General features: G+C 62.9%; 19 protein-coding genes and 1 pseudogene. 11 read left to right on the top strand and 9 right to left on the bottom strand.

Translation table 11 applies throughout. The features are described 5' to 3' along the window. Nucleotides 1-52: 52 nt before the first annotated feature. On the bottom strand, nt 53-1,642 hold the full coding sequence (gene garD, locus AC57B6_RS27145) for a galactarate dehydratase (protein WP_496422478.1): 1,590 nt from the start codon (nt 1,640-1,642) through the stop codon (nt 53-55). 237 nt (nt 1,643-1,879) lie between these two features. On the opposite strand from garD, the gene kdgD reads away from it, so the two are divergent. From kdgD to AC57B6_RS27130, 3 genes are all read left to right on the top strand, one after another. Beyond that, on the top strand, nt 1,880-2,797 hold the full coding sequence (kdgD, locus tag AC57B6_RS27140; RefSeq protein WP_030100840.1) for a 5-dehydro-4-deoxyglucarate dehydratase: 918 nt from the start codon (nt 1,880-1,882) through the stop codon (nt 2,795-2,797). A 214-nt stretch (nt 2,798-3,011) separates the two neighbouring features. Next, nucleotides 3,012-4,364: an MFS transporter gene (locus AC57B6_RS27135; protein WP_496422477.1), complete on the top strand. Its 1,353-nt coding sequence runs from the start codon at nt 3,012-3,014 to the stop codon at nt 4,362-4,364. Nucleotides 4,365-4,562: 198 nt separating this feature from the next. Beyond that, entirely contained in the window at nt 4,563-5,306 is a 744-nt protein-coding gene (locus AC57B6_RS27130; RefSeq protein WP_028197353.1) for a FadR/GntR family transcriptional regulator, read from the top strand. A 112-nt stretch (nt 5,307-5,418) separates the two neighbouring features. Here the strand turns inward: AC57B6_RS27130 and AC57B6_RS27125 are convergent, their stop codons facing one another. Then, a complete protein-coding gene (locus AC57B6_RS27125) occupies nt 5,419-7,002 on the bottom strand; it encodes an aldehyde dehydrogenase (NADP(+)) (protein WP_496422476.1) in 1,584 nt (527 codons plus the stop codon). A gap of 227 nt (nt 7,003-7,229) precedes the next feature. On the opposite strand from AC57B6_RS27125, the gene garL reads away from it, so the two are divergent. From garL to AC57B6_RS27110, 3 genes and pseudogenes are all read left to right on the top strand, one after another. Further along, the gene (gene garL / locus AC57B6_RS27120) at nt 7,230-8,030 is read left to right on the top strand and encodes a 2-dehydro-3-deoxyglucarate aldolase (protein ID WP_030100842.1); all 801 of its coding nucleotides are present in this window, start codon (nt 7,230-7,232) and stop codon (nt 8,028-8,030) included. Between the two features lie 11 nt (nt 8,031-8,041). Beyond that, entirely contained in the window at nt 8,042-8,956 is a 915-nt protein-coding gene (locus AC57B6_RS27115) for a 2-hydroxy-3-oxopropionate reductase (protein WP_281665201.1), read from the top strand. 72 nt (nt 8,957-9,028) lie between these two features. Continuing rightward, nucleotides 9,029-9,394 (top strand): annotated as a pseudogene (locus tag AC57B6_RS27110) (endopolygalacturonase); the annotation flags it as partial. A gap of 105 nt (nt 9,395-9,499) precedes the next feature. Here AC57B6_RS27110 and AC57B6_RS27105 read toward each other — a convergent pair. Next, nucleotides 9,500-10,792: an MFS transporter gene (locus tag AC57B6_RS27105; RefSeq protein WP_496422475.1), complete on the bottom strand. Its 1,293-nt coding sequence runs from the start codon at nt 10,790-10,792 to the stop codon at nt 9,500-9,502. Between the two features lie 29 nt (nt 10,793-10,821). After that, nucleotides 10,822-11,640, bottom strand: coding sequence for an NAD-dependent epimerase/dehydratase family protein (locus AC57B6_RS27100; protein ID WP_496422474.1), 819 nt, complete (start codon nt 11,638-11,640; stop codon nt 10,822-10,824). A 284-nt stretch (nt 11,641-11,924) separates the two neighbouring features. On the opposite strand from AC57B6_RS27100, the gene AC57B6_RS27095 reads away from it, so the two are divergent. Further along, nucleotides 11,925-12,596: a DUF2867 domain-containing protein gene (locus AC57B6_RS27095; protein ID WP_496422473.1), complete on the top strand. Its 672-nt coding sequence runs from the start codon at nt 11,925-11,927 to the stop codon at nt 12,594-12,596. A gap of 8 nt (nt 12,597-12,604) precedes the next feature. On the opposite strand, the gene AC57B6_RS27090 is transcribed toward AC57B6_RS27095, so the two are convergent. The 4 genes from AC57B6_RS27090 to AC57B6_RS27075 all read right to left on the bottom strand — a co-directional run bounded on the left by AC57B6_RS27090 (nt 12,605) and on the right by AC57B6_RS27075 (nt 17,263). After that, nucleotides 12,605-13,366, bottom strand: a complete 762-nt coding sequence (locus tag AC57B6_RS27090; protein WP_028197361.1) for an IclR family transcriptional regulator — start codon at nt 13,364-13,366, stop codon at nt 12,605-12,607. Nucleotides 13,367-13,384: 18 nt separating this feature from the next. Beyond that, on the bottom strand, nt 13,385-14,551 hold the full coding sequence (locus AC57B6_RS27085) for an acyl-CoA dehydrogenase family protein (RefSeq protein WP_030100847.1): 1,167 nt from the start codon (nt 14,549-14,551) through the stop codon (nt 13,385-13,387). 86 nt (nt 14,552-14,637) lie between these two features. Then, nucleotides 14,638-15,939, bottom strand: coding sequence for a CitMHS family transporter (locus AC57B6_RS27080; protein ID WP_028197363.1), 1,302 nt, complete (start codon nt 15,937-15,939; stop codon nt 14,638-14,640). Between the two features lie 178 nt (nt 15,940-16,117). Beyond that, nucleotides 16,118-17,263, bottom strand: a complete 1,146-nt coding sequence (locus AC57B6_RS27075; RefSeq protein ID WP_496422472.1) for a CaiB/BaiF CoA transferase family protein — start codon at nt 17,261-17,263, stop codon at nt 16,118-16,120. A 422-nt stretch (nt 17,264-17,685) separates the two neighbouring features. On the opposite strand from AC57B6_RS27075, the gene AC57B6_RS27070 reads away from it, so the two are divergent. From AC57B6_RS27070 to AC57B6_RS27055, 4 genes are all read left to right on the top strand, one after another. Next, nucleotides 17,686-19,098, top strand: coding sequence for a cytochrome ubiquinol oxidase subunit I (locus AC57B6_RS27070; protein ID WP_496422471.1), 1,413 nt, complete (start codon nt 17,686-17,688; stop codon nt 19,096-19,098). A 26-nt stretch (nt 19,099-19,124) separates the two neighbouring features. Next, nucleotides 19,125-20,129, top strand: a complete 1,005-nt coding sequence (gene cydB, locus AC57B6_RS27065) for a cytochrome d ubiquinol oxidase subunit II (RefSeq protein WP_178370133.1) — start codon at nt 19,125-19,127, stop codon at nt 20,127-20,129. Then, nucleotides 20,104-20,298, top strand: coding sequence for a hypothetical protein (locus tag AC57B6_RS27060; RefSeq protein ID WP_030100851.1), 195 nt, complete (start codon nt 20,104-20,106; stop codon nt 20,296-20,298). The genes cydB and AC57B6_RS27060 overlap by 26 nt, the downstream gene beginning before the upstream one ends. A 341-nt stretch (nt 20,299-20,639) precedes the next feature. Further along, complete coding sequence (locus AC57B6_RS27055; RefSeq protein ID WP_496422470.1) at nt 20,640-21,398, top strand: response regulator transcription factor; 759 nt, start codon at nt 20,640-20,642, stop codon at nt 21,396-21,398. A 68-nt stretch (nt 21,399-21,466) separates the two neighbouring features. Here the strand turns inward: AC57B6_RS27055 and AC57B6_RS27050 are convergent, their stop codons facing one another. Further along, nucleotides 21,467-23,248, bottom strand: a complete 1,782-nt coding sequence (locus AC57B6_RS27050; protein ID WP_028197369.1) for an ATP-binding response regulator — start codon at nt 23,246-23,248, stop codon at nt 21,467-21,469. Between the last annotated feature and the right edge of the window lie 143 nt (nt 23,249-23,391).

Genomic DNA, 23,391 nt, shown 5'->3' with positions numbered 1-23,391 from the left:
ATCTCAGTCTTTGTCGTGATTGCCAGCAGTACGATGAGCTCTGGCGGAGCTGTCAGGTCACCGGCGCCGGATTGAACAGCGTCAACGCATTGTGGAGCTTGAGCTTCTCCGCGCAGGTCTCTTTACGTCCGCTTGCGACGTCGAGCATCAGGCGGAACAACTCCCAACCCACGTCCTCAATTGTCGCTGCGCCGGTTGCAATGGTACCGGCGTTGATATCCATCAGATCGTGCCAGCGGCGCGCGAGATCGGAGCGCGTCGCGACCTTGATGACGGGCACTTCCGCGAGGCTGTACGGCGTGCCGCGGCCAGTCGTGAACACATGCAGGTTGATGCCCGCGGCGACCTGCAGCGTGCCGCAGATGAAATCGCTAGCCGGCGTGGCGGCATAAATCAGGCCCTTCTGCCGGACCTTTTCACCGGGCGACAACACGCCGGAAATGGCCGAGTTGCCCGACTTGATGATCGAGCCCATCGCCTTTTCGACGATGTTCGACAACCCACCCTTCTTGTTGCCCGGCGTGGTGTTGGCGCTGCGGTCCGCGCCGCCGCGCTTCAGATAATCGTCGTACCACTGCATCTCGCGGATGATCGCGGCAGCCACCTCCGGGTTGGCCGCGCGCGCCGTCAGTTGATCGACCCCGTCGCGCACTTCGGTCACTTCGGAGAACATCACCGTGGCGCCGGCGCGTACCAGCAGATCGGTGGCGAAACCCACCGCGGGATTCGCGGTCAGCCCGGAAAATGCGTCGCTGCCGCCACATTGCACGCCAACCACCAGATCGGCGGCCGGGCAGGTTTCGCGGCGGCGATTGTTGAGCCGCTTCAGATGGCCGTCGGCCATTCTCATGATCGACTCGATCATCGACTGGAAGCCGACGTGCGCGTCGTCCTGAAGCACGACCACGCCGCCGTTCAGATCGGCCTCGACGTCGCCGATGTCGGCCACTTCGGCGACATTCGCCGCCGCGGCAATCGGAATCGTACCCGGCGGCATCAGGCGTTCGGGCTGCAGCTTCTCGCAACCGAGGCTGACCATCATCACCTCGCCGCCAAAGTTCGGATTCAGGCTGATGTTGCGCACGGTACGGATCGGCACCATCGCGTCCGGCGCGTCGATCGCGACGCCGCAGCCATAGGTGTGCCCGAGGCTCACGACATCGTCGACATTCGGATAGAGCGGCAGCAGTTCGGCCTTGATACGCGTGACCGCATGCTGAACCACGTCGGCCACGCATTGCACCGTGGTCGTGATCGCCAGAATGTTGCGCGACCCGACCGAGCCGTCGGCATTGCGATAACCCTCGAAGGTGAAGCCTTCCAGCGGCGGCATGTCCGGCGCCTTGATGGTGGCGATCGGCAGATCTTCCAGCCCGGGCGGACTCGGCATACGGATCACGTGTTCGTTGATCCAGCTGCCCTTCGGCAGCGCCTTCAGCGCGTAACCGATCACCACGTTATAGCGGATGACCTCGTCGCCTTCCGCGAGATCGGCCAGCGCGACTTTGTGCCCTTGCGGAACACGCTCGCGCAGTGCGAGGCCATCGCGAAACACGGCGCCCTCTCCCAGACCGCCGTCGTTGACGACGATCGCGACATTGTCATTGGGGTGAACGCGAATGTAGAGCGGGGTTTGTTCCATTACATCGATCCTTGTGGCGATTTCACGCCTGCTACGGCAATCATTCATACGTCATCCTACAACATGAAAGATTACCCAGAGTTCCGTATTTACCCTATGACGAGCATTATGCCGCGAAAACACCGTTGAGTTAGTCGATTCGTTGTTGTACGATGACGTATAAGAATTCTCGATTTCCAAATACAACCTTTTACGGCCCTCGCTCACGGCCCCTATTCGACGCCCTGGATATTCATCATGACGACACCGCAGGAACTCAAGCAGATCGTTTCCGAAGGCCTTCTGTCCTTCCCCGTTACCGACTTCGACGAACAAGGCGATTTTCGCGCCGACACCTATGCCGAGCGCCTCGAATGGCTCGCACCGTACGGCGCTTCGGCACTGTTCGTTGCCGGCGGCACGGGTGAATTCTTCTCGCTCACGCATAACGACTACTCGAACGTCGTGCGCACTGCCACTGAAGTCTGCAAAGGCAAGGTGCCGATTCTCGCCGGCGCCGGCGGCCCGACCCGTGTGGCGATCGCCTACGCCCAGGAAGCGGAACGCCACGGTGCAAACGGCATTCTGCTGATGCCGCACTACCTGACCGAAGCTTGCCAGGAAGGCATCGCGGCGCACGCGGAAGAAGTCTGCAAGTCGGTGCCGAACATGGGCGTGATCATCTACAACCGCGCCAACTCCAAGCTTAACGCCGACATGCTCGAAGGGTTGGCCGAGCGCTGCCCCAACCTGATCGGCTTCAAGGACGGCGTGGGCGAGATCGAGAACATGGTGTCGATCCGCCGCCGCCTCGGCGACCGTTTCTCGTACCTCGGCGGCCTGCCGACCGCTGAAGTCTACGCTGCGGCCTACAAGGCGCTGGGCGTGCCGGTGTACTCGTCGGCCGTGTTCAACTTCATCCCGAAGACCGCGATGGACTTCTACCGCGCGATCGCCGCGGACGACCACGCTACCGTCGGCAAGCTGATCGACGAATTCTTCCTGCCGTATCTGAAGATCCGCAACCGCCGCCAGGGCTACGCGGTCAGCATCGTAAAGGCCGGCGCGAAACTCGTCGGTCACAGCGCGGGTCCGGTGCGTGCGCCGCTGACCGATCTGACCGAAGAAGAAATGGCGCAACTCGACGTGCTGATCAGGAAGCTCGGCGCGCAATAACGTGTGAAGCTGCGCGTGGCCTTGCAAATGATGGGGCGCATATGAGCTCGCACGTGAAGCCACGCATGCAGTAAGGCATGCAGCAGCGCAAGGCAATGACGCACCAAGGCGCCCGGCATTGTGAAGCCGGATCGCGCACAAGGCACCGCAAAGAGCGCCCGGGACGGCAACGTCGCCGGGCGCTTTTTCACTGATAAAAATTCTGGAGATGGCGATGGAAATAAGCCGCACCGCGAGCGCTGCGCACGTCGCAAAGCGCACCAAAGTCCGCTACGCGATTCTGCTGCTGATCTTTCTGATCACGACATTCAATTACGCGGACCGCGCCACGCTCTCGGTCACCGGGTCCGCGATGCGCGCCGAGTTTGGGCTCGACGCGATCCGGATGGGCTACATCTTCTCCGCATTCAGCTGGGCCTACGTGCTGTCGCAACTGCCGGCAGGCTGGCTGCTCGACCGCTTCGGCGCACGGCGCGTCTACGCGGCGAGCATTTTCCTGTGGTCGCTGTTTACGCTGCTGCAAGGCTCGATCGGTTTGCTGGGCAGCGCGGCGGCGGCCATCATCGCGCTGTTCGTGCTGCGCTTCGCAATGGGAGCCGCTGAATCGCCGGCCTTCCCGGCCAATGCCAAGGTCGTGGCGAGCTGGTTTCCGACCAACGAACGCGGCACCGCCTCGGCCATTTTCAATTCGGCGCAATACTTCGCGGCGGTTATCTTCACGCCGCTGATGGCATGGCTGACCCACGCGTTCGGCTGGCATACGGTCTATCTCGTGATGGGCGCGGCCGGCCTGTTGCTCGCCCTCGCCTGGCTGAAGGTGATGAAGAACCCCGCCGACCACCCACGCGTGTCACGCGCCGAACTCGACTACATCGAACAGGGCGGCGGCGTGGTGAACGGGCACAAAAAAGCAGTTCAGACCGAGGACATCGCCGGCGCCGGCGGCTGGTCGCTGGTGCGTCAACTGCTGGGCAACCGCATGCTGCTCGGGGTCTATCTCGCGCAGTACTGCATCAACGTGCTGACCTACTTTTTCCTGACGTGGTTTCCGATCTACCTCGTTCAGGCGCGCGGCATGACGATTCTGCAAGCGGGTCTCGTCGCGTCGCTGCCCGCGATCTGCGGATTCTCCGGCGGCGTGCTCGGCGGCATCCTGTCCGACGGGCTGATCCGGCGCGGGCACTCGCTCACCGTCGCACGCAAGGTGCCGATTGTCGGCGGCATGCTGCTGTCGGTGTGCATGATCGGCTGCAACTACGTGTCGACCGACTGGATCGTCGTCGCGCTCATGTCGCTGGCGTTTTTCGGCAAGGGCATCGGCGCGCTCGGCTGGGCCGTCGTGGCGGATACCTCACCGAAGGAAGCGCTCGGTCTGTCGGGCGCCATCTTCAATATGTTCGGCAACGTCGCCGGCATCGTGACGCCGATCGTGATCGGCTACCTCGTCGCGAAGACCGGCTCGTTCAACGGCGCGCTGGTTTTCGTCGGCCTAAATGCGTTGCTGACGGTGTTCAGCTACCTCGTGATCGTGAAAGACATCAAACGGGTCGAACTCCGCCTGAGCTAGCGCTCAGGCTGTTATCGTACTTCCCGGCCCGCCGCCCGAACAAATCGGCTTGGCCGCCTGGCGTCTGAAACCGGGCATCGGCAACGCGTCTGACGCCGACGCCGAAAATGATCCGGCATTTATATAATCAGTCGTCAGACGACGGTATAATGAATCGCAGGAAGTATCTGCAACTATCTGATTCGAGGGGCGTTTTCGATGGCTACACCACTGGCATCCGCGGCACCGCCACGACGCGCGCGCAATCTTGCCGAGTTTGTCGTCAGCTACGTCACCGAGCAAATCGCGTCCAACGCCTTGAAGCCCGGCGACAAGCTGCCGACCGAGTCGCAACTGATGGTCACGCTGAGCGTGAGCCGCACCGTCATCCGCGAGGCAATTTCACGCCTGCAGGCGGGCAAGATCATTGAGACGCGTCACGGCATCGGCAGTTTCGTGCTGGAGCCGCAGCGCGAAAAGCTGGGCATCGACATGGTGCCGGCCACCACCTTGCGCGACGTGCTGTCGATCCTGGAACTGCGCATCAGCCTCGAAACGGAATGCGCCGGCCTTGCCGCCCAACGCGCCAAGCCGGACGACCTCGCGCGCATGCGTACCGCGCTCGACGCGATCGAAGCCACCCGCCACAACGGGCTGGATAGCGTCGACGCCGACCTGCAGTTCCATATCTCCGTGGCGCGCGCCACCGGCAACCGGTATTTCGTCGACATCCTCACGCAAATGGGCAGCGCGCTGATCCCGCGCAACCGGCTCGATTCGGCGGGAATCGCGCGGGCCGAACCCGATGCGTATCTGTCGCTCGTCAATCTGGAGCACGAGAGCATTCTCGAAGCGATCACGCGCCATGACGCCGAAGGCGCGCGTGCCGCGATGCGCATGCATCTGTCCAATAGCCGCGAGCGGCTGCGGCGCGCCAATGAAAACGCGGAAGCAAATAGCTGAAACGTCGCGCTGCACGTAAAAGAAAATGGACGGGATATCCCGTCCATTTTTTTATCTTGCGCGGCGGCGCCCACTGCTCAGGCACCGCTCACACATCACTTAGCTATGCCACTTAACTGCGCGTAATCTCGCCATCGCGACGGCGCCACAAATCCAGCGGATTGCTGTCGGCGAGCGCCACCGGCAACAGATCGGCCGGGAAATCCTGATAGCACACCGGCCGCAGGAAGCGCTCGATCGAGGTCGTCCCCACCGACGTCGCACGGCTATCGGAGGTGGCCGGGAACGGCCCGCCGTGCACCATCGCGTGCGAAACCTCGACGCCGGTCGGGAAACCATTGACCAGAATCCGGCCCGCCTTGCGCTCGAGAATCGGCACCAGCTTCTTCGCCGCCGGCAGATCCGCGCTATCCATCTGCACCGTGGCGGTCAACTGACCGGCAAAATGCTCGGCCACCGCGAGCAATTCCTGCTCGTCCTTGCAACGCACGATGGTCGACGCCGGTCCGAAAACCTCGTCCTCCAGCGCCGGTGTAGAGAGGAACGTCAGCGCATCGGTCACGAACAACGCCGCGCGCGCCTGCGTGGGACCCGTTGCATCGACGCCTTGCGCAACCGTTTCGACACCGCGGGTTGCCGCCAGTTTGCCCTCGCCCTCTTCATAGGCGGCGTGAATGCCGGCCGTGAGCATGGTCTGCGCCGGCTTGCCGCTCAGTGCTTCGGACGCCGTGGCAATGAAGCCTTTGAGTGCGTCGCTATCCACGGCAATCGCGAGCCCCGGGTTGGTACAGAACTGCCCTGCGCCCAACACCAGCGAATCGACAAAGCCACGCGCGATGGCATCGCCGCGTTGCGACAATGCATTCGAAAGAAGAAACACCGGGTTGATGCTGCTCATTTCCGCGTAAACCGGAATCGGCTCGGCTCTGGCCGCCGCGACGCGCATCAGCGACGTACCGCCCGCGCGCGAACCCGTGAAGCCCACCGCCTTGATGGCCGGATGCGCGACCAGCGCTTCGCCCACCGAATTGCCCGCGCCGACGATCAGCGAGAACACGCCTTCCGGCAAGTCCATATCCATCGCGACCTGTTGAATCACTCGGCCGACCATCTCCGAAGTGCCGAGGTGCGCACGGTGCGCCTTCACCACCACCGGACAACCCGCCGCGAGCGCCGCTGCGGTATCGCCGCCCGCCACCGAAAACGCGAGTGGGAAGTTGCTGGCGCCGAACACTGCGACCGGACCCAGCGGAATCTTCTGCATCCGCAGATCGGAGCGCGGCAAAGGCTTGCGCTCGGGCAATGGCGAATCGAGTGTGGCTGCAAGCCATTGGCCGGCGCGCACGACTTGCGCGAACAGTTTGAGCTGGCCCGTCGTGCGGCCACGCTCGCCTTCAAGACGCGCTTTCGGCAGGCCCGACTCTTCGTGCGCGCGCTGGATCAGCGCGTCGCCGAGCGCCGTGATGCCATCCGCGATACGCTCGAGAAACTCGGCACGCACCGTGAGCGGCAGATGCCGGTAGGCGTCGAACGCTTGCTGCGCGAGTTCGCAGGCGAGTTCGACATTCGCGACCGAGCCGCTGCCGAAAACCGGCTCGGCGATCTCGGCGCCCGTGGCGGGATTGAACGCGCGCAAGGGTTTTTCCTCGCCGCGCACTGCTTTGCGGCCTATCAGCATTTCGCCGGTAATAGACATTTCGCTTTCCTTGGATGGACGTCTCAGATATAGGTCATCCTACAACATCGGACACCCCTCGCGCAACCGGAAACCCTTGTCGAATGCGGAATTCGGGTTTACGTGGCAGTTACAAGCCCACAGGCCAATGCTAATCTTTGCCAAGACGTACGACAACTTATAACATCCGCTTCAGCAACGGCCGGTGCTTGCCCCGCTTACTCGCAGTTCAAGGAGACATCATCCCCATGACAGCCGCCACGCCTTATCAGCCCTTACCCAATAGCTTTCGCCACGCCGTGCGCGGCGGCGAAACCCTGATCGGCTGCTGGGCCTCGCTTGCCAGCCCGATTGTCACGGAATTGCTCGGCGTGATCGGCTTCGACTGGATGCTGCTCGATGCGGAACACGCGCCGAACGACGTTCTCACTTTGATTCCTCAGCTAATGGCGCTCAAGGACAGCCCGAGCGCACCGGTGGTACGCCCGCCCGCCAACGACAGCGTATTCATCAAACGGCTGCTGGATAGCGGCTTTTCGAATTTTCTGGTGCCGTTCGTCGACAGCGCCGAAGACGCACAACGCGCCGTCGCCGCAACGCGTTACCCGCCTCAAGGTATCCGCGGCGTCTCGGTGAGTCACCGCGGCAACCGCTATGGAACGGTCGCCAACTACTTCGACGTCGCCAACGACAACGTCTGCGTGATCGTTCAGATCGAAAGCCGCAAAGCCATCGACAACATTGACGAGATTCTCGCCGTGGACGGCGTCGATGCCGTTTTCGTCGGACCATCGGATCTCGCGGTCGCCTACGGCCATATCGGCAACCCGAACCACCCCGACGTGCAGCAGGCGATCGCGCAAGTCTTCGAACGCGCTGAGGCGGCCGGCAAGCCGAGCGGCATCCTCGCCCCCGTGCAGGCCGATGCGGAGCGCTATCTTTCGATGGGTTGCCGCGTCGTCGCGGTCTGTGCGGATATGGGACTGCTGAAAACCGCCGCACAGACGGTTCAACAACACTTCATGCAGAAACAGGCGGACCGGAAGTAACCACGGCCGCCATGACATCCACGGAGCATTCCATGCAAAAAGCAGGCTTTATTGGACTCGGCATCATGGGCAAGCCCATGGCTGCCAACCTTCTCAAGAACGGCGTCGCCCTTGCCGCGTTCACGCGCAGCGGCGTGCCCGATGAACTCACCCAGACCGGCGCTACCGCATGCGACAGCCCGGCCGCCGTGGCTGCTCATGCCGACGTGATCTTCGTCATGGTGCCGGACACGCCGGACGTCGAACGCGTGCTGTTTGGCGAACAGGGACTCGCGGATGCGTTGCGCCCCGGACAGATCGTGGTCGACATGAGCTCGATTTCGCCGATGGCCACGCGCGACTTCGCGGCCCGCGTGCGTGAGCGCGGCGCGGACTATCTCGACGCACCGGTTTCCGGTGGCGAGGTCGGTGCCAAGGCCGGCTCGCTGACCATTATGGTAGGCGGCGAAACCGCCACCTTCGAGAGCGTCAAGCCGCTCTTCGACATGATGGGCAAGAATGTCACGCTGATCGGCGGCGTCGGCGCGGGCCAGGTGTGCAAGGTGGCCAATCAGGTGATCGTCGCCGCGACGATCGAAGCCGTCGGCGAAGCGTTGCTGCTCGCCTCCAAGGCCGGCGTCGATCCAGCGCGCGTGCGCGAAGCGTTGATGGGCGGCTTTGCGTCCTCGCGCATTCTCGAAGTACACGGCGAACGGATGACAAAGCGCACCTTCGACCCGGGCTTTCGCATCGAGCTTCACCAGAAGGACCTGAATCTCGCGCTCTCGACCGCTCAGGCACTTGGCGTCTCCTTGCCGAATACGGCCACCTGCCAGGCGCTCTTCAACGCCTGCGTGGCGCATGGCGGCAAAGCATGGGATCACTCGGCCATGGTTCGCGCGCTCGAAATACTCGCCAATCACGAAATCGGCCAGCAAACCGCCTGAAGCCGCCAGCCCGGCTCCCAGCGCCGCCCCACTTTCCATGCAAATAGAAAGTGGGCGCGGTGCTAGGCGCGAGCGTTCCGGGCTCGGTTCCCGGCAACGATCAACAACGTGAACATTTCGAATGTGAACGCGACCAACACCTCGGGTTCGGTGAGCTACGCGATGCCCGCGGGCTTCTCCGCGACGTCGGCTTCATGCTTCCAGGCGATCGTCGCGCAGGGTCCCGTGGCAGCGGACTACAACGGCCCGCTGCCGGTGCCGGCGATCCAGCCGATCACCGGCGTGACGATCTCGAACTGCAACCTGGGGACGCCGATCTGCACGGGACCGGCAACCACGACCACGCCCGGACCGGTCTTCGTGAACAACGTAAAAGCCATCACGCTCAGCAACGTGGTGATTGGCGGCATCACGTATAACAGTTCGCTGGTGGGCTGACGGATAAGCGGGAGGCAAAACAAATGGCGGCGCCCTCGGGCGCCGCCATTTTTCATTATCCGGAGTGCTTCGCGAGCCGGCGTTAAACGTTATTCACTTTGCCACTCACTTGGCCACCGCACTCACTGCCGTCCAGCGCGGCTCGGGTGTCTTGTCGCTGCTTCGGGCCAACAGACACACCACACCCGCCGCGATGATGTCGAACACCGCCAGCACCACAAACAACGGGCTGTAGCCGATCTGCGTGACCAGCACGCCGAACAGCGCCGTGAATGCCGCCGCGCCCAGGTAACCCGCCATGCCGCCCATGCCGGTGGCGGTAGCGACTTCGTTCTTGCCGAACATGTCGGAGGTGATCGCGTACAGCGCACCCGACAGGGTCTGGTGAGCAAAGCCGCCGACACACAGCAACGCAACGGCAGCATAAGGACTCGCCACCACCCCGACGCAGGCCGGCCCGATCATGCAGAGCGCGCCAACCACGAAAACCAGCTTGCGCGACGTGAACAGCGAGACCTTCGCATACTTATGAAACAGCGGGCTCAGGTAGCCGCCGAGTACGCAGCCGATATCCGCCGCCAGAAAAGGCATCCACGCGTACAGCGCGACTTCCTTCAGGTTCATGTGCCGCTCGGTCATCATGTAGAGCGGAATCCACGCGTTGAAGGTTTGCCACGCCGGCTCGGAAAGAATCCGCGGAATACCGATTGCCCAGAAATCGCGGCTGCCGAGCATGGCAGTCCAACTGCGTTTGACCGAGCCGAGTTCGCTGTGCTTCGCCTCCTGCCCGCTGAGGATGTATTCGCGCTCGGCGTCGCTCAACAGCTTCTGTTTCTGCGGATGCCTGTACAGCAGCATCCACAGCGCGCTCCAGACAATCCCCGCCACGCCGACGATCAGAAACGCCCATTGCCATTGGCCGTGCAGCAACGCCCAGACAACCAGCGGCGGCGCCAGCAGCGCCCCCACGGACGAGCCGATATTGAACCAGCCGATCGCGACGGAGCGCTCCTTCGCCGGGAACCACTCGCTCGTCGCCTTGACGCCGGCCGGGATACCGGCCGCTTCGGCGATGCCAAGCACGCCGCGAAAGAACGCCAGGCTGCGCCAGCCCGTCGACCAGGCGGCCGCCGCGCAGGCGAGCGACCACGCCAGCGCGAACGCCGCAAAGCCGAGCTTGGTGCCGACCGTGTCGAGCACATAGCCCGCGACCGGCTGCATGAATGCATAGCAAAGCTGCCACGCCACCACCACGTGCGAATACTGCGCGGTCGTGATGTTGAGGTCCTTCATCAACGTCGGCGCGGCCACCGACAACGTATTGCGCGCGAGGTAATTGATGATCAGGCCGGCCGCGACCAGGCTGACCATCCACCAGCGAATGCCCTTGATTTTCATGACTGCGTCTCCTCGTATTGCCTAACCAATCAGGACGGCCGGCCCGCGGCGACGGCGTCGTCGCGCGAGTAATCGATGCCGACGAAGCTGCCGCCCTGGTAACGCTGACCCAATGCATCGAGCGGGTTCGGCTGCGCCAGGATTGCCTCGGCGTAGACCTCGGCGTCCTGCGTCGGCCGATAACCCAAACGCTCGGCGCCGCTGTTGTCCCACCAGCTACGCTGGTTGGCTGACACACCCCATACGGTGATGAAACCGACGTCCTCTGCTTCGACACAGCGGTCGAGAAAATGCAGCAGGTCGTCATGACCGAACCAGGTGCTCAGATGCCGCGGCTCGGTCGGCCGTTCGAGACAACTACCGATGCGCACGCAAATACTCTCGATGCCGTGCTTGTCCCAATACATGCGCGCAAGCGCTTCGCCCCACACCTTGCTCAGACCGTAGAAACCGTCCGGGCGCAGCGCGCAGTCGAGACTGAGATGTTCGGTGACCGGATACATGCCGATCGCGTGATTCGAGCTGGCGAACACCACACGGCGAACGCCCTGCCGGCGCGCGCCTTCGTACACTTCGACCAGCGCGCGCAGATTGTTGTCGATGATTTCCGGGAGCGGGCGCTCCACGCTCGTACCCGCGAAATGAATCAGCACATCGACGCCGGCCAGCAGGCGATCGACGACGGCGGGATCGCGCAGGTCGCCATGCATGACGTCCTCGCCTTCCACCAATGGCACTAAAGCCTTTGAACCCGCGGCCGAACGCAAGGGGATCCCGCGTGCGATCAATGCCGCGCGCACTACGGAGCCGAGTTGGCCGCCGGCGCCACTCAGGGCAATTTTCTTCATAAGTTTCCTTTACAGCGCTGGGCGCGATCGAGCCGGGTGACGGCATGCAGAGGAGCCGCGGCGGCACGGGACCGGATTGGCCCCTTGGTTGTACGATAACGTACTATTTACGATCTGCAGATGGATTTCAACCAGGCATTTACCCCTAGTAATTCGCACTGTTGGGCAAATTGTTCTTAGCAATCAAAGGCATGATGCTCGTTATATTTATATGACGTCATATAACATTGCACGTGAACTGACGCAACTCATACACCACCTGGTCAACACGCCCGGTAGGTTGAATGACAGCGGTGCTCGAGCGCGCGCCGGCCGACGCGCGTAGACTTGACGCGTATTCGCGCGATCGAAGCGTGGCGAGCCCGCAGCGACGCCGCCCCTTTCACCACGACCTATCTTCAGCTCCGCCGCTTCCCATGCCAGATACCAGCCGTTCCGTGCTTTGCGTCGCTGTGCCGGCCGAATCCGGCGTCGCCCGCCTTTACGATGCCCCGGACCTCGCGGATGCGTACGCCGTCCACCTGCCGGACGACACCATTGACGACCCGGAATTACTCGCGCGTTTTCTGTTTGCGCACCAGCCGCGATGGGTGGCGAAACTCCTGAGCCTGCGCGATGCGCTGGTCGCCCGTTTCGGAATCAAGACGGCAAAGGAGCTGCGCGCGGCTGGTTCGCCCAGCACGAGAGAACGCGTCGACATCTTCAGAATCTACACGCGTAGCGCGCGCGAGATCATCCTCGGCGAGAACGACAGCCATCTCGACTTCCGGCTTTCGCTGTTGCAGCAAACGCGCGATACGCACGAGGGCAGCACGCGCTATCTGATCCTGTCTACCGTCGTGCATTGCCACAACGGGCTCGGTCGTTTCTATATCATCGCCATCGCCCCGTTCCACCGCCTGGTGGTTCGCGCATCGTTGCGCCGCGCGGCGCGCATCGGCTGGCCGACGGCCTGAGCGGCGTCTTATTCGTGCGGCTGCTGCGGCTCGTGCTGCTCCTGAAGCTCGATCGCCCGCTTCACGCGCAGCAATTCGGCCGCATGGGCTTGCTGATCTTTCTGGATGCGCTCGGTTGGGCCCACCACCGAAAGGCCGTACAGCTCTCCCCCTATCGTCACGGCAACCGCGATCGCCGACAACTCCGGCGCGCTCTCGCCGAGATTGGCGCACCAGCCTAGCGCCTTTGCCGCCGCCGCTTGCGCGACCAGCGCGGGCAGATCGGCAACGGTCGCCGCCGTGAAGCGTTCGAACGACAGTTGAGTGCCGAGTGACTGCTGCGCGGCGGCATCGAGTTCACCAAAAATCGCCTTGCCGATCGAGTTCGCATGCAACGGACGCAACTCGCCCGGCGCGCGCGTATAGCGAATCGCCTTGGTCGACTCGACCACATCGAGATACACCACGGCGGTACCGTGAATCTTGCCGAGCACCGCGGTCTCGCCGCTCACGTCGCGCAATTCGACGAGACGCGGATGCACCATCTCGACAATCGGATCGACCGCATTGATCGCGCTTGCGAGCAACTGCAAGCGACGCGTCGGATAGTAGCCGCCGCGTTTTCTGACCTCGTACAGATAACCGCGGCTCACCAGCGTGCGGGCGAGCGCGAGACAACTCGACACCGGCACGTTCAGCAAACGCGCGAGTTCGGTGAGCGGCAGCGGCCGTTGTTCGGCGGCGAACAGTTCGAACAGGTCTAAGGTGCGGGCAACGAGTTTGACATCCATGGCGGCGAGGTGAAATGCTCAGTACGACTTCGGCAGGCCCAGCACTTTCTCCGCGATGAAACACATGATCATCTGCGGGCTCACGGGCGCGAGCCTCGGAATCATACACTCCCGCAGATAACGTTCGACGTGATATTCCTTCGCGTAGCCCATCCCGCCAAGCGTGGCGATCGCCGTCTGGCATGACTGGAAGGCGGCTTCCGCGGCGAGGTACTTGGCGGCGTTGGCTTCGGCGCCGCAGGGCTGGCCGGCGTCGTACAGCGAAGCGGCTTTGAACACCATCAGGTTGGCCGCTTCGAGTTGCATCCAGGCTTGAGCCAGTGGATGCTGAATAGCCTGGTTCTGGCCGATGGGCCTGCCGAATACCACCCGCTCCTTCGCGTACTGCGTCGCGCGCCTCAAAGCCGCCTGGCCGAGACCGATGGCCTCGGCGGCAATCAGGATGCGCTCGGGGTTCAGCCCGTGCAGCAGATAGCGGAAACCCGCGCCCTCGTCGCCGATACGATCCTGCACCGGCACGCGCAGGTTGTCGATGAACAGCATGTTCGAATCGACTGCCTTGCGGCCCATCTTCTCGATCTCGCGCACCTCCACGTGCTCACGGTCGAGGTCGGTATAGAACAGGGTGAGGCCGTCGGTCGGCTTGGCGGCCTGCTCGAGCGGCGTGGTCCGCGCGATGATCAGCATCTTGCTCGCAACCTGCGCCGTGGAGATCCAGATCTTGCGGCCGGTCAGCACATAGTGGTCGCCGTCGCGCACAGCCTGGGTTTTCAGATGCGTGGTATCGAGCCCGGCGTCCGGTTCGGTTACCGCGAAGCACGCTTTGTCCCGGCCCTCGATCAGCGGCGGCAAGAAACGGCGCTTTTGCTCGTCGTTGCCGAACACCTGCACCGGATTCAGCCCGAAAATATTCATATGCACCGCCGAGGCTCCCGACAAGCCCGCGCCCGAGCCACTGATCGTGCGCATCATCAGCGCGGCCTCGGTCATGCCGAGACCGGAGCCGCCATATTCCGGCGACATTGCGATCCCGAGCCAGCCGGCATCGGCCAGCGTGCGATGAAAGTCATGCGGGAAACCGCCGTCGCGATCGCGGGCGAGCCAGTACTCGTCGTCGTATTTTTCGCAGATCTTTTCGATCGCGGCCTGGATCGATTGCTGGTCTTCGGTGAGGTCGAAATTCATATCTACGTCCTGGGTCGTTACTGCTGGATCAAAACTGTTCAGTACCTGCGCCTCGCCCACCATCTGCGCGACGCGCTCAAAGCCATTCAAAGCGGAAACACGCCAACCAGCACCGCGGTCAACACCATGATGAGGGTGGCGGCGAACAGAAAGGGAATCGTGAATTTCTGGTGCTCGGCGAGTTCGACGCCGGTCAGACCGACGATCAGAAACGTCGCGGGCGTCAACGGGCTAACCGGGAAACCGGTCGTCATCTGACCAAGCAGGGCGGCCTGCGCCATCTGCACCGGCGGCACACCGAGTATCTTTGCGCTCTCCGCCAGCACCGGCAGAATGCCGAAGTAAAACGAATCCGGATCGAACAACAGACTCAACGGCATCGAGACGAGCCCGAGCACGAACGGCATATGGCGCGCATGGTCGACCGGCACGTGCTGCACCACGACCTGCGCCATCGCCGTGAGCATACCGGTGCCGGACATGATGCCGGTGAACGCGCCCGCCGCGAGCAGAACGCTCGCCATCATCAGCGCGGCTTTGGCGTGCGCGTCGATACGCTCGCGCTGCTGCCTGACGTCCGGATAGTTGACGATCAACGCGGCAACCGTGCCCAGCATGAACATCACCATCGGGTCGACAATGCCCGACACCAGCGTGACCAGCACGATCAGCGTCAACGCAAGGTTGATCCAGAAGCGGCCGGGGCGGCGCAACGCCAGTTCCTCAGGCGAGAGTTCGCGAGGCGTGACCGAAACCGTTGCCGCACTCGCACGATCGAGACCGAGACGCTTCTCTTCGCGTTTGCCGAGCACATAGGCAGTGCCGAACACGAAAATCAGGCCGACGATCTGCACCGGAATCATCGGATAGAAAATCACCGTGCCGGGAATATGCAAGGCGGCCGAGGCGCGCAGCATCGGCCCGACCCACGGCAGAAAATTGACACCCGCCGCCATCGAGGCCACACACGCGAGAATCCGCTTGTCGATGCCGAGCCGTGTGTACAAAGGCAGCATCGCGGGCAGCGTGACAAGGAACGTCACCGCACCGGAACCGTCCAGGTGAATCAGCAGCGCGAGCAAAGCCGAACCCATCACAATGCGCGTCGGATGGCAGCCGACCACGCGGAGTACGCCGTTGATGATCGGATCGAGCATGCCCGCATCTGTCAGGATGCCGAAGAATAAAATCGCAAACACGAACATACCCGCTACCGGCCCGATGTTCTGCACGCCGTGCACGATGTACTTGCCTGTGGACAGCCCAAAGCCGGCGACGAGCGCCGCCACGATCGGCACGACGATCAGTGCGACCAGCGGCGAAAGGCGCTTCGTGATGATCAGCCCGAACAACGCGACTATGGCAACCGTGCCGATCAGCGCGAGCATTGCGTGGCTCCTTGCGTGCTGTGCGTCCACTCAACGGGCGCGATGAAATCCGACGTAAAACCCGACGGCGAGCGTCGTCCTGCGCGATCAATGCACATACTGTCTCCTTGGCGGCACGCGGCCGCTCTTTGTTGTATCGACGGGGTGAATCCAGATTGAGCGAGGTGCTGCGAAAACGTCAGTCGTTCGCACCCGGCTTGCCGAAGACCTGCTCGGCGTGCTCATTGAGCGCCGGAGGCGTGCTGCGGTAACTGGCCGGCGTGCGGCTCAGCTTGATCGGCGACGCGATGCCTCTGTACGTGCCCATCTCCACGCGCATGCCGCGATGCGCCGTATGCGGATGCTCCAGCGCCGCACCCAATCCGAGCACCGGCGCGCACGGCACGCCACGGCGAATCAGCGTGTCTGCGAGCAATTCGCCTTCCCATGACGCAAAGTGTTTCTCAAGCTCCGCGCGCAATTCACGGCGATGCGCGCTGCGCTCCTTGTTGCTGGCAAAACGCGGATCGTCGACGAGCGCCTGCGCACCGATCACGGCGCACAGTCCCGCGAACTGCGCGTTGTTGCCCACGGCGAGAAAAATATCGACGCTGCCGGTATGAAACATGTCGTACGGCGTGATGTTGGGATGCGCGTTGCCACTGCGTTGCGGCTCTTTGCCGGAGTAAAACCAGTTCGGCGTATGCGGATGCAGAATCGACAGCGCACTGTCGAACAAGGTCGACTCGACGAACTGACCGCGCCCGCTCGTCTCGCGTTCGCGCAGCGCCATCAGGATGCCGAGCGCCGCGTTCAGTCCGGTGACCAGATCGACGATCGGCACGCCGACGCGCAACGGCGCGCCGCCCGCCTCGCCGTTCACGCTCATCAAGCCGGTGAGCGCCTGGACCGCGGCGTCGTAGCCCGGCAACGCGCCGAGCGGGCCATCCGCGCCGAAGCCGGACACGCGGCAATGCACGAGCCGCGGAAAACGCGTCTGCAACGTGTCATAGCCAAGCCCCCAGCGTTCCAGGGTGCCGATCTTGAAGTTTTCGACGAGCACGTCGGCCGTCTCGAGCAGCGTGAGCAGTTTCCGACGCTCCGGCTCCTGCGTCAGATCGAGCGCGACGCCGAGCTTGTTGCGATTCACGCCGACGAAATACGAGGCCGTATCGCCGTCGAACGGCGGCCCCCAGGTGCGGGTTTCGTCGCCGTTAGGCGGTTCGACCTTGACGACTTCGGCGCCGTGATCGGCGAGGATTTGCGTGCAGTAAGGACCACCCAGCACGCGTGACAGATCGACGATGCGGAGCCCCGCGAGCGAACCGGGTGTGAGATTGAGCAAGGCTTGTCTCCTGAGTGGCCGAAGGCGGATATGCTCCGGCCGTTTATTCCTGTGCATGAATAAAACTTTATGCTCAGAAAATATTGAAGTCAAGCGGCTTGCTCGACAGACCATGTCGCTGCGACCGATCAGGAAGACGCCGCGCCCATTGTTGCAGCGCGGTCTATTGCCGCAGTCTCGTGACGCCCCAGCAAAAAGTGACCAAGCACGCGATTAGGAAAACTTGATACCTATCAATGATTTGCCGTCTCAAAATCGAAAATTCGCGTGAAACAACGTGGTTTTTTGACGCACGTCGCGTCGCAGCAAAAAACTTCGCCTTCCCCTACTCTTGCGCCATCTGCCCAGCGCAGTGCGCACCGACAACGGTCGACGCGCGTAGTCCGCCTTCGGGCACGACGCACCTAAGCCACTTCACGCTCATGAACTCCGCAATCTCGGCATTCGATCTCGCCCGCATTCAGTTTGCGTTCACCGTTTCGTTCCACATTGTTTTTCCAGCGCTCAGCATCGGCCTCGCCAGCTTCATCGCCGTCCTTGAATGGCGCTGGCTGAAAACCGGCAAGGCGTACTACAAAGATCTTTGCCTGTTCTGGTCGAAGATCTTCGCAGTCGCCTTCGGTATGGGCGTCGTCTCCGGCGTCGTGATGAGCTATCAGTTCGGCACCAACTGGTCGGGCTTTTCCAGTTTCGCCGGACCTGTCACCGGACCGCTGCTGACGTACGAAGTGATGACCGCGTTCTTCCTCGAAGCGGGTTTCCTCGGCATCATGCTGTTCGGCTGGCAGCGCGTGAGTCCACGCGCCCACTTCGGCGCCACCTTGATGGTAGCGATCGGCACCCTGATCTCGACCTTCTGGATTCTCGCGTCCAATAGCTGGATGCAAACGCCGCAAGGTTTTGAAGTCGTGAACGGCCATGTGGTGCCGCTCGACTGGTTCAAGATCATTTTCAATCCGTCGTTCCCGTACCGTCTCGCCCATATGGCGCTGGCGGCGTTCATCGTCGCGGCGCTGGTGGTGGCCGCGGTCGGCGCGTGGCATCTGCTGCGCGGCCGGCGCGATCCGGCCGTCAGGAAGATGTTCTCGATGGCGCTCTGGCTGCTCCTGATCCTCACGCCGATTCAGGCCTTCGTGGGCGATCAGCATGGTCTGAACACGCGCAAGTATCAGCCGGCCAAGATCGCCGCGATCGAAGGTCTGTGGGAAACCGAGAAAGGCGGCACGCCGCTGAATCTGTTCGGCATTCCTGACATGCAGGCGGAGACCACGCGTTATGCCGTGTCGATCCCGCACCTGGGCAGCCTGATCCTCACGCACAGCTGGGACGGCGAGATTCGCGGTCTGAAGGAATTCCCGCCGGAAGACCGGCCGAACTCGACGGTGGTGTTCTGGAGCTTCCGCATCATGGCCGGTCTCGGCGTGCTGATGATCGTGATGTCGGTGGCCGCATGGGTGCTGCGCCGCCGCCAACGCCTGTTCGAAGCGAAATGGTTCCAGCGCGTGGCCGTCGTAATGGGCCCGAGCGGTTTCATCACGTTGCTGGCGGGTTGGGTCACCACTGAAGCAGGCCGTCAGCCGTGGGTGGTGTACGGCGTGATGCGCACCTCGCAGGCGGTGTCGCCGCTCACCACGCAGCAGGTCGGTATCTCGCTGATGGCGTTCGTGGTGGTCTATTTCCTCGTGTTCGGCACCGGCATCTACTACATGCTCAAGCTGATGCGCGCGGGTCCTGCACTGCCGGGACACACCCCGCACGGCGTACCTGAACACGCGCCGGATCAGACCGCGCGCCGCCCGCTGTCCGCCGCCGATCAGATGATCGACGCCACCTGACTTCACTTGCCGGAAAGAGAAAGAAAATGGACGTAACCGTAGCGTGGGCCGCGATCATCGCACTGGGCCTATTCATGTACGTGGTGCTCGACGGCTTCGATCTGGGCATCGGCATCGTCTTCCCGTTCTTCCCCGATGAGAAGGAACGCGACCTGATGATGAACACCGTCGCCCCGGTGTGGGACGGCAACGAAACCTGGCTGGTGCTCGGTGGCGCGGCGTTGTTCGCGGTGTTTCCGGTGGTCTACTCGACCGTGCTGTCCGCGCTGTATCTGCCGCTGATTTTCATGCTGGTGTGCCTGATTTTCCGCGGCGTGTCGTTCGAGATTCGCGCCAAGGCCAAGCGCACGAAACATCTGTGGGACCTGGCCTTCATTGGCGGGTCAGCGGGCGCCACCTTCTTTCAGGGCATCGTGCTGGGCGCATTTTTGCAGGGCATTCCGGTGATCGACGGCGGCTACGCGGGCGACGCCTTCGGCTGGCTCACGCCGTTCAGTCTGCTGACGGGCCTCGGTCTGGTGATCACCTACGCCTTGCTCGGTTGCTGCTGGCTGGTTGCGAAAACCGAAGGCGATCTGCAACGCCGCCTGCATCGCGTGGTGTGGCCGCTGACGCTCGTGCTGCTGGGGTTCATCGCGATGGTCAGCCTGTGGACACCGCTGCAAGATCCGAATATCGCGCAACGCTGGTTCCACGACAATCTGTTCTACCGTCTGCTGCCGGTGCCGTTCCTTGTCGCGATCTGCGCGTTCTTCATGCATCGCGCGGTACGTGCACGGCATCACAACACGCCGTTCGTGCTGGCGCTCATGCTGGTGCTGCTCGGTTATGCCGGGCTGCTGGTGAGCTTGTGGCCGTATGCGATCCCATCGAGCATGACGCTCTGGGAAGCCGCCGCGCCACGCTCGAGCCAGATGTTCACACTAGTCGGCGCGGCGGTCATTCTGCCGATCATCATCGCTTATACGACGATGGGTTATTGGGTATTTCGTGGCAAGGTGCGTCATGGCGACCAACATCACTATCACTAAGGACACGGGCGCCGACGCCGCCCGCAACAACGCGCCTCACCCGCCCGCGCGCCGGCTGCCCGGCTGGCTCTGGTTCATCGCGCTGTGGTGCTTCGGCGTGGGTTCGGCGGTGTCGCTCGGTTTCGCGTTCAAGCTGCTGATGAACGCGACGTTATTCGCGGTCAAATGAAATGATGTATTGGCGTGATCCAATCCGGCGCGCATAACCTGCGGCTTCCCGCGTAGAACGCTTCAAAATTGTGTCATTCGGCTCGTCTTCCTACCAAGCCGGAACCTATGCGCGGGAGACCTGCCTTACACAATAAGCTGGTGCATCGAACCAGCCGGCGATCATATAAATAGACTGTCAAATTATGCGGCGGGCCGCAATGCCCGCCGCGCCATCGATCGGCATATGATCGCGGGGTAACGGGCAATGACGCCAGACGAAAATAGAAGTAAAACGGCAAGAGCAGCCAGAAGCACGGCGGTGGTAGTCCACAACGCGCAGGTCCGACTCGCGGAGACATTATGAAGTTTCTTGTGGCCGACGACCATGAACTGATCCGGCAAGGCGTCAAAGGATTGTTGCGCGGTCTCGATCCCGACGCGCAATTCGACGAAGCCGACAGCTGGGAAACCCTTGCCGCCGCCGCGCGGCCCGACGCCGACCACGACCTCGCCATCGTCGATCTGCACATGCCCGGCATGGGCGGCGCTTCGTCACTGGAGATGCTGTTGAAGGCGAACCCCGCGCTGCCGGTCGTGGTCCTCTCCGCTGAAGAATCGCCCGACGAAATGCGCGCGGTGCTGGCCGCCGGCGCGCTCGGTTTCGTGCCCAAGCGGCAACCCGCCAGCGTCATGCTCAAGGCGATCGAACTGGTTCTGTCAGGCGGCGCCTATGTGCCGATGGAAGCGCTCAGCCTGCTGGGCTCGCGCGAGACGCAAGCCGCCCCGGTGCATGCCGACGCGGCGGCCGAGCTGGCCGCTCCGGGAGCCGCCCCTGCCCCGGCGCAAGGCGGCGCCACAGTCACCGAACCGATCGCGCAACTCCAGGCGCTGCAACCGCACCAGCAACATTTGCTGGAGAACCTGTCGCCCAGGCAACAGGACATCATGCGGCTCGTGCACCGCGGCTGGACCAACAAGATGATTGCACGCGAACTGGGCGTGGCGGAGGGGACAGTCAAAGTCCACCTGTCGGTCATCTTCCGGGCGCTCGGCGTGCACAACCGGTCCATGGCGATCGCCGTGATCAACGGCTGGCTCGAGGCTGGGAAAACCCTGTAATCCTGCGACCTGCAACCGTGTAAGCGCGGCTCGACGGGCGGCGCTCGTGCCGCCTTGCATGCCGCACCTTAAGCCGCTCGCCCCTTGTCCAGTTCCGCCTGCTGCCACAGCATTTCCAGCGTGCGCCGCAGGCGCGCCGGCGTGACCGGTTTGTGCAGTACCGGAATGCCCTGCAAGGCCAGCGCCGCCAGTTCCGCCGACGCCATGTCGCCCGTGATCAGCAGGGTCACCACGCCCTCATGCCCCGCCCGTGCGAGTACATTGCGCACGGCCGCGAGCGCTTGCGCGCCGGTTCGGTGATTGGCCAGCTGGTAGTCGCATAGCACGGCATCCGGCACGAAACCGTCCTCGAGCGCGACCAGCGCGTCGACCTCGTCGCGTGCGCCACGCACGATACACCCCCAGCGCCCCAGCAGACTCGCGAGACCTTCGAGTATCGACGGTTCGTCGTCGATACATAGCACGCGCCGCCCTTGCGCCGACGGCCCGCTCCCCACGGTCTCGTTCAGGCTCGCGATAATCGCCCTGGCGTCGCCCGTGCGTACCGGAAAGCGGAATGTCGAACCACGCCCCGGCGCCGAGCGGAACTGCAACTCGCCTTCGAGCATCTCGACCAGGCGCTTCACCGTCGGCAAACCCAAACCGTGCCCCTGGCGCGCGTCGCGCTGCGGATTGGCGACCTGGTAGAACTCCTCGAAGATGCGTTCGTGTTCCTCGGCCGGAATGCCGACGCCGGAGTCGCGCACCTCGATATAGCCGCCCGTAGGCCGCCCGGCGCGGCGGAACCCCACCCAGATCGCGCCTTCGTCGGTATAGCGCACCGCGTTCGAGAGCAGATTGCTCAGCACGCGTTCGATCAGCACCGGATCGTCGTGCAGGACCATCGAGGTTGGCGCGATCCGCAACGCGAGGCCCTTGGCCGCGGCCTGCGGGCGGTACTGGCTGCCAACCCGTTCGAACAGTTCCGCAAGCCGGAAATGCAAACGGATCACCTGGGTCACGCCGCTTTCGAGCCTGGCAAGATCGAGCACCTGGTTGAACAACTGGTTCAACGCTTCGACGTTGTAGACGATGTGCTGGGCCGTCTTCGCATGCTGCACAGGCGTCGCCGCCGTGTCGTTGAGCGAAGCCGCCAGCAGGCCGATCGCATGCAGCGGCTGCCGCAAATCATGGCTCGCGGCCGCAAAAAATCGCGTTTTGGCAAGACTCGCCTCTTCGGCGACACGCTTTTGCGCCGCCAGCGACTCGGCCAGATATTGCTGATCGACACGCGCCTGCACCACCTGGTGGAACAGCTTGCGATAGCTCAGCGCGTAGACGTTGATCGCGCAAAAGAAGAACGCGAGGACGATGGCGAGAATCGTGCGGTCGAACGTATGCGTGCCGAAGTGCAGCACGATCGACGGCAGCAGCAGGAACGGAATCGAGGTCGAAAAGTTCAGGAGATCGAAGCCGTTCGACATGAACACGCCGGCGGCCAGCGTGACGAGCATCACCGTATGAAGCAGCGGCAAGTCGGTTTGCGGGCTCTGGAACGCGAACCACACCGCGAGCCCCGGCCCGCTATACAGCAACACACCGCGCACCGCATGCAGGTTGATCCAGCCGCGCGGTGTGACGAGCTGCGGGTAGCGGCGATGACAGATCCACAACGCGAGTCCGGCGCAATTGGCCACCGCATAAAACCCGAAGCACGCCACGAACAGCCGCGGCGACGGAATATTCGGCCAGTAGATCGCCACCAGCACCGCGATCGAGAACCAGTGGGAAAAGAAAGCGATCGGATCTTGCGCGTAAAGCACGCGCACCAGGTCTTCGTCGATTGCACGCTGGATGGGTGCGGCCCGCATCATGCGGTCTCCTCTTGGTCGGGCACGGCAGATTCGATGGCGTTGGACGGAGGTTCAGCGACGCGGACATCGTGCAGGCCCGGCGCGCGGGAGGTACGGCATCAGGTATTGCGGTACTCGACCGCGCCGTTGCGGCCTTGCGG

The organism is Paraburkholderia sp. BGA-UO-ETr-F12 (assembly GCF_059567945.1).
This window is presented reverse-complemented; position numbering and strand designations above follow the sequence as displayed.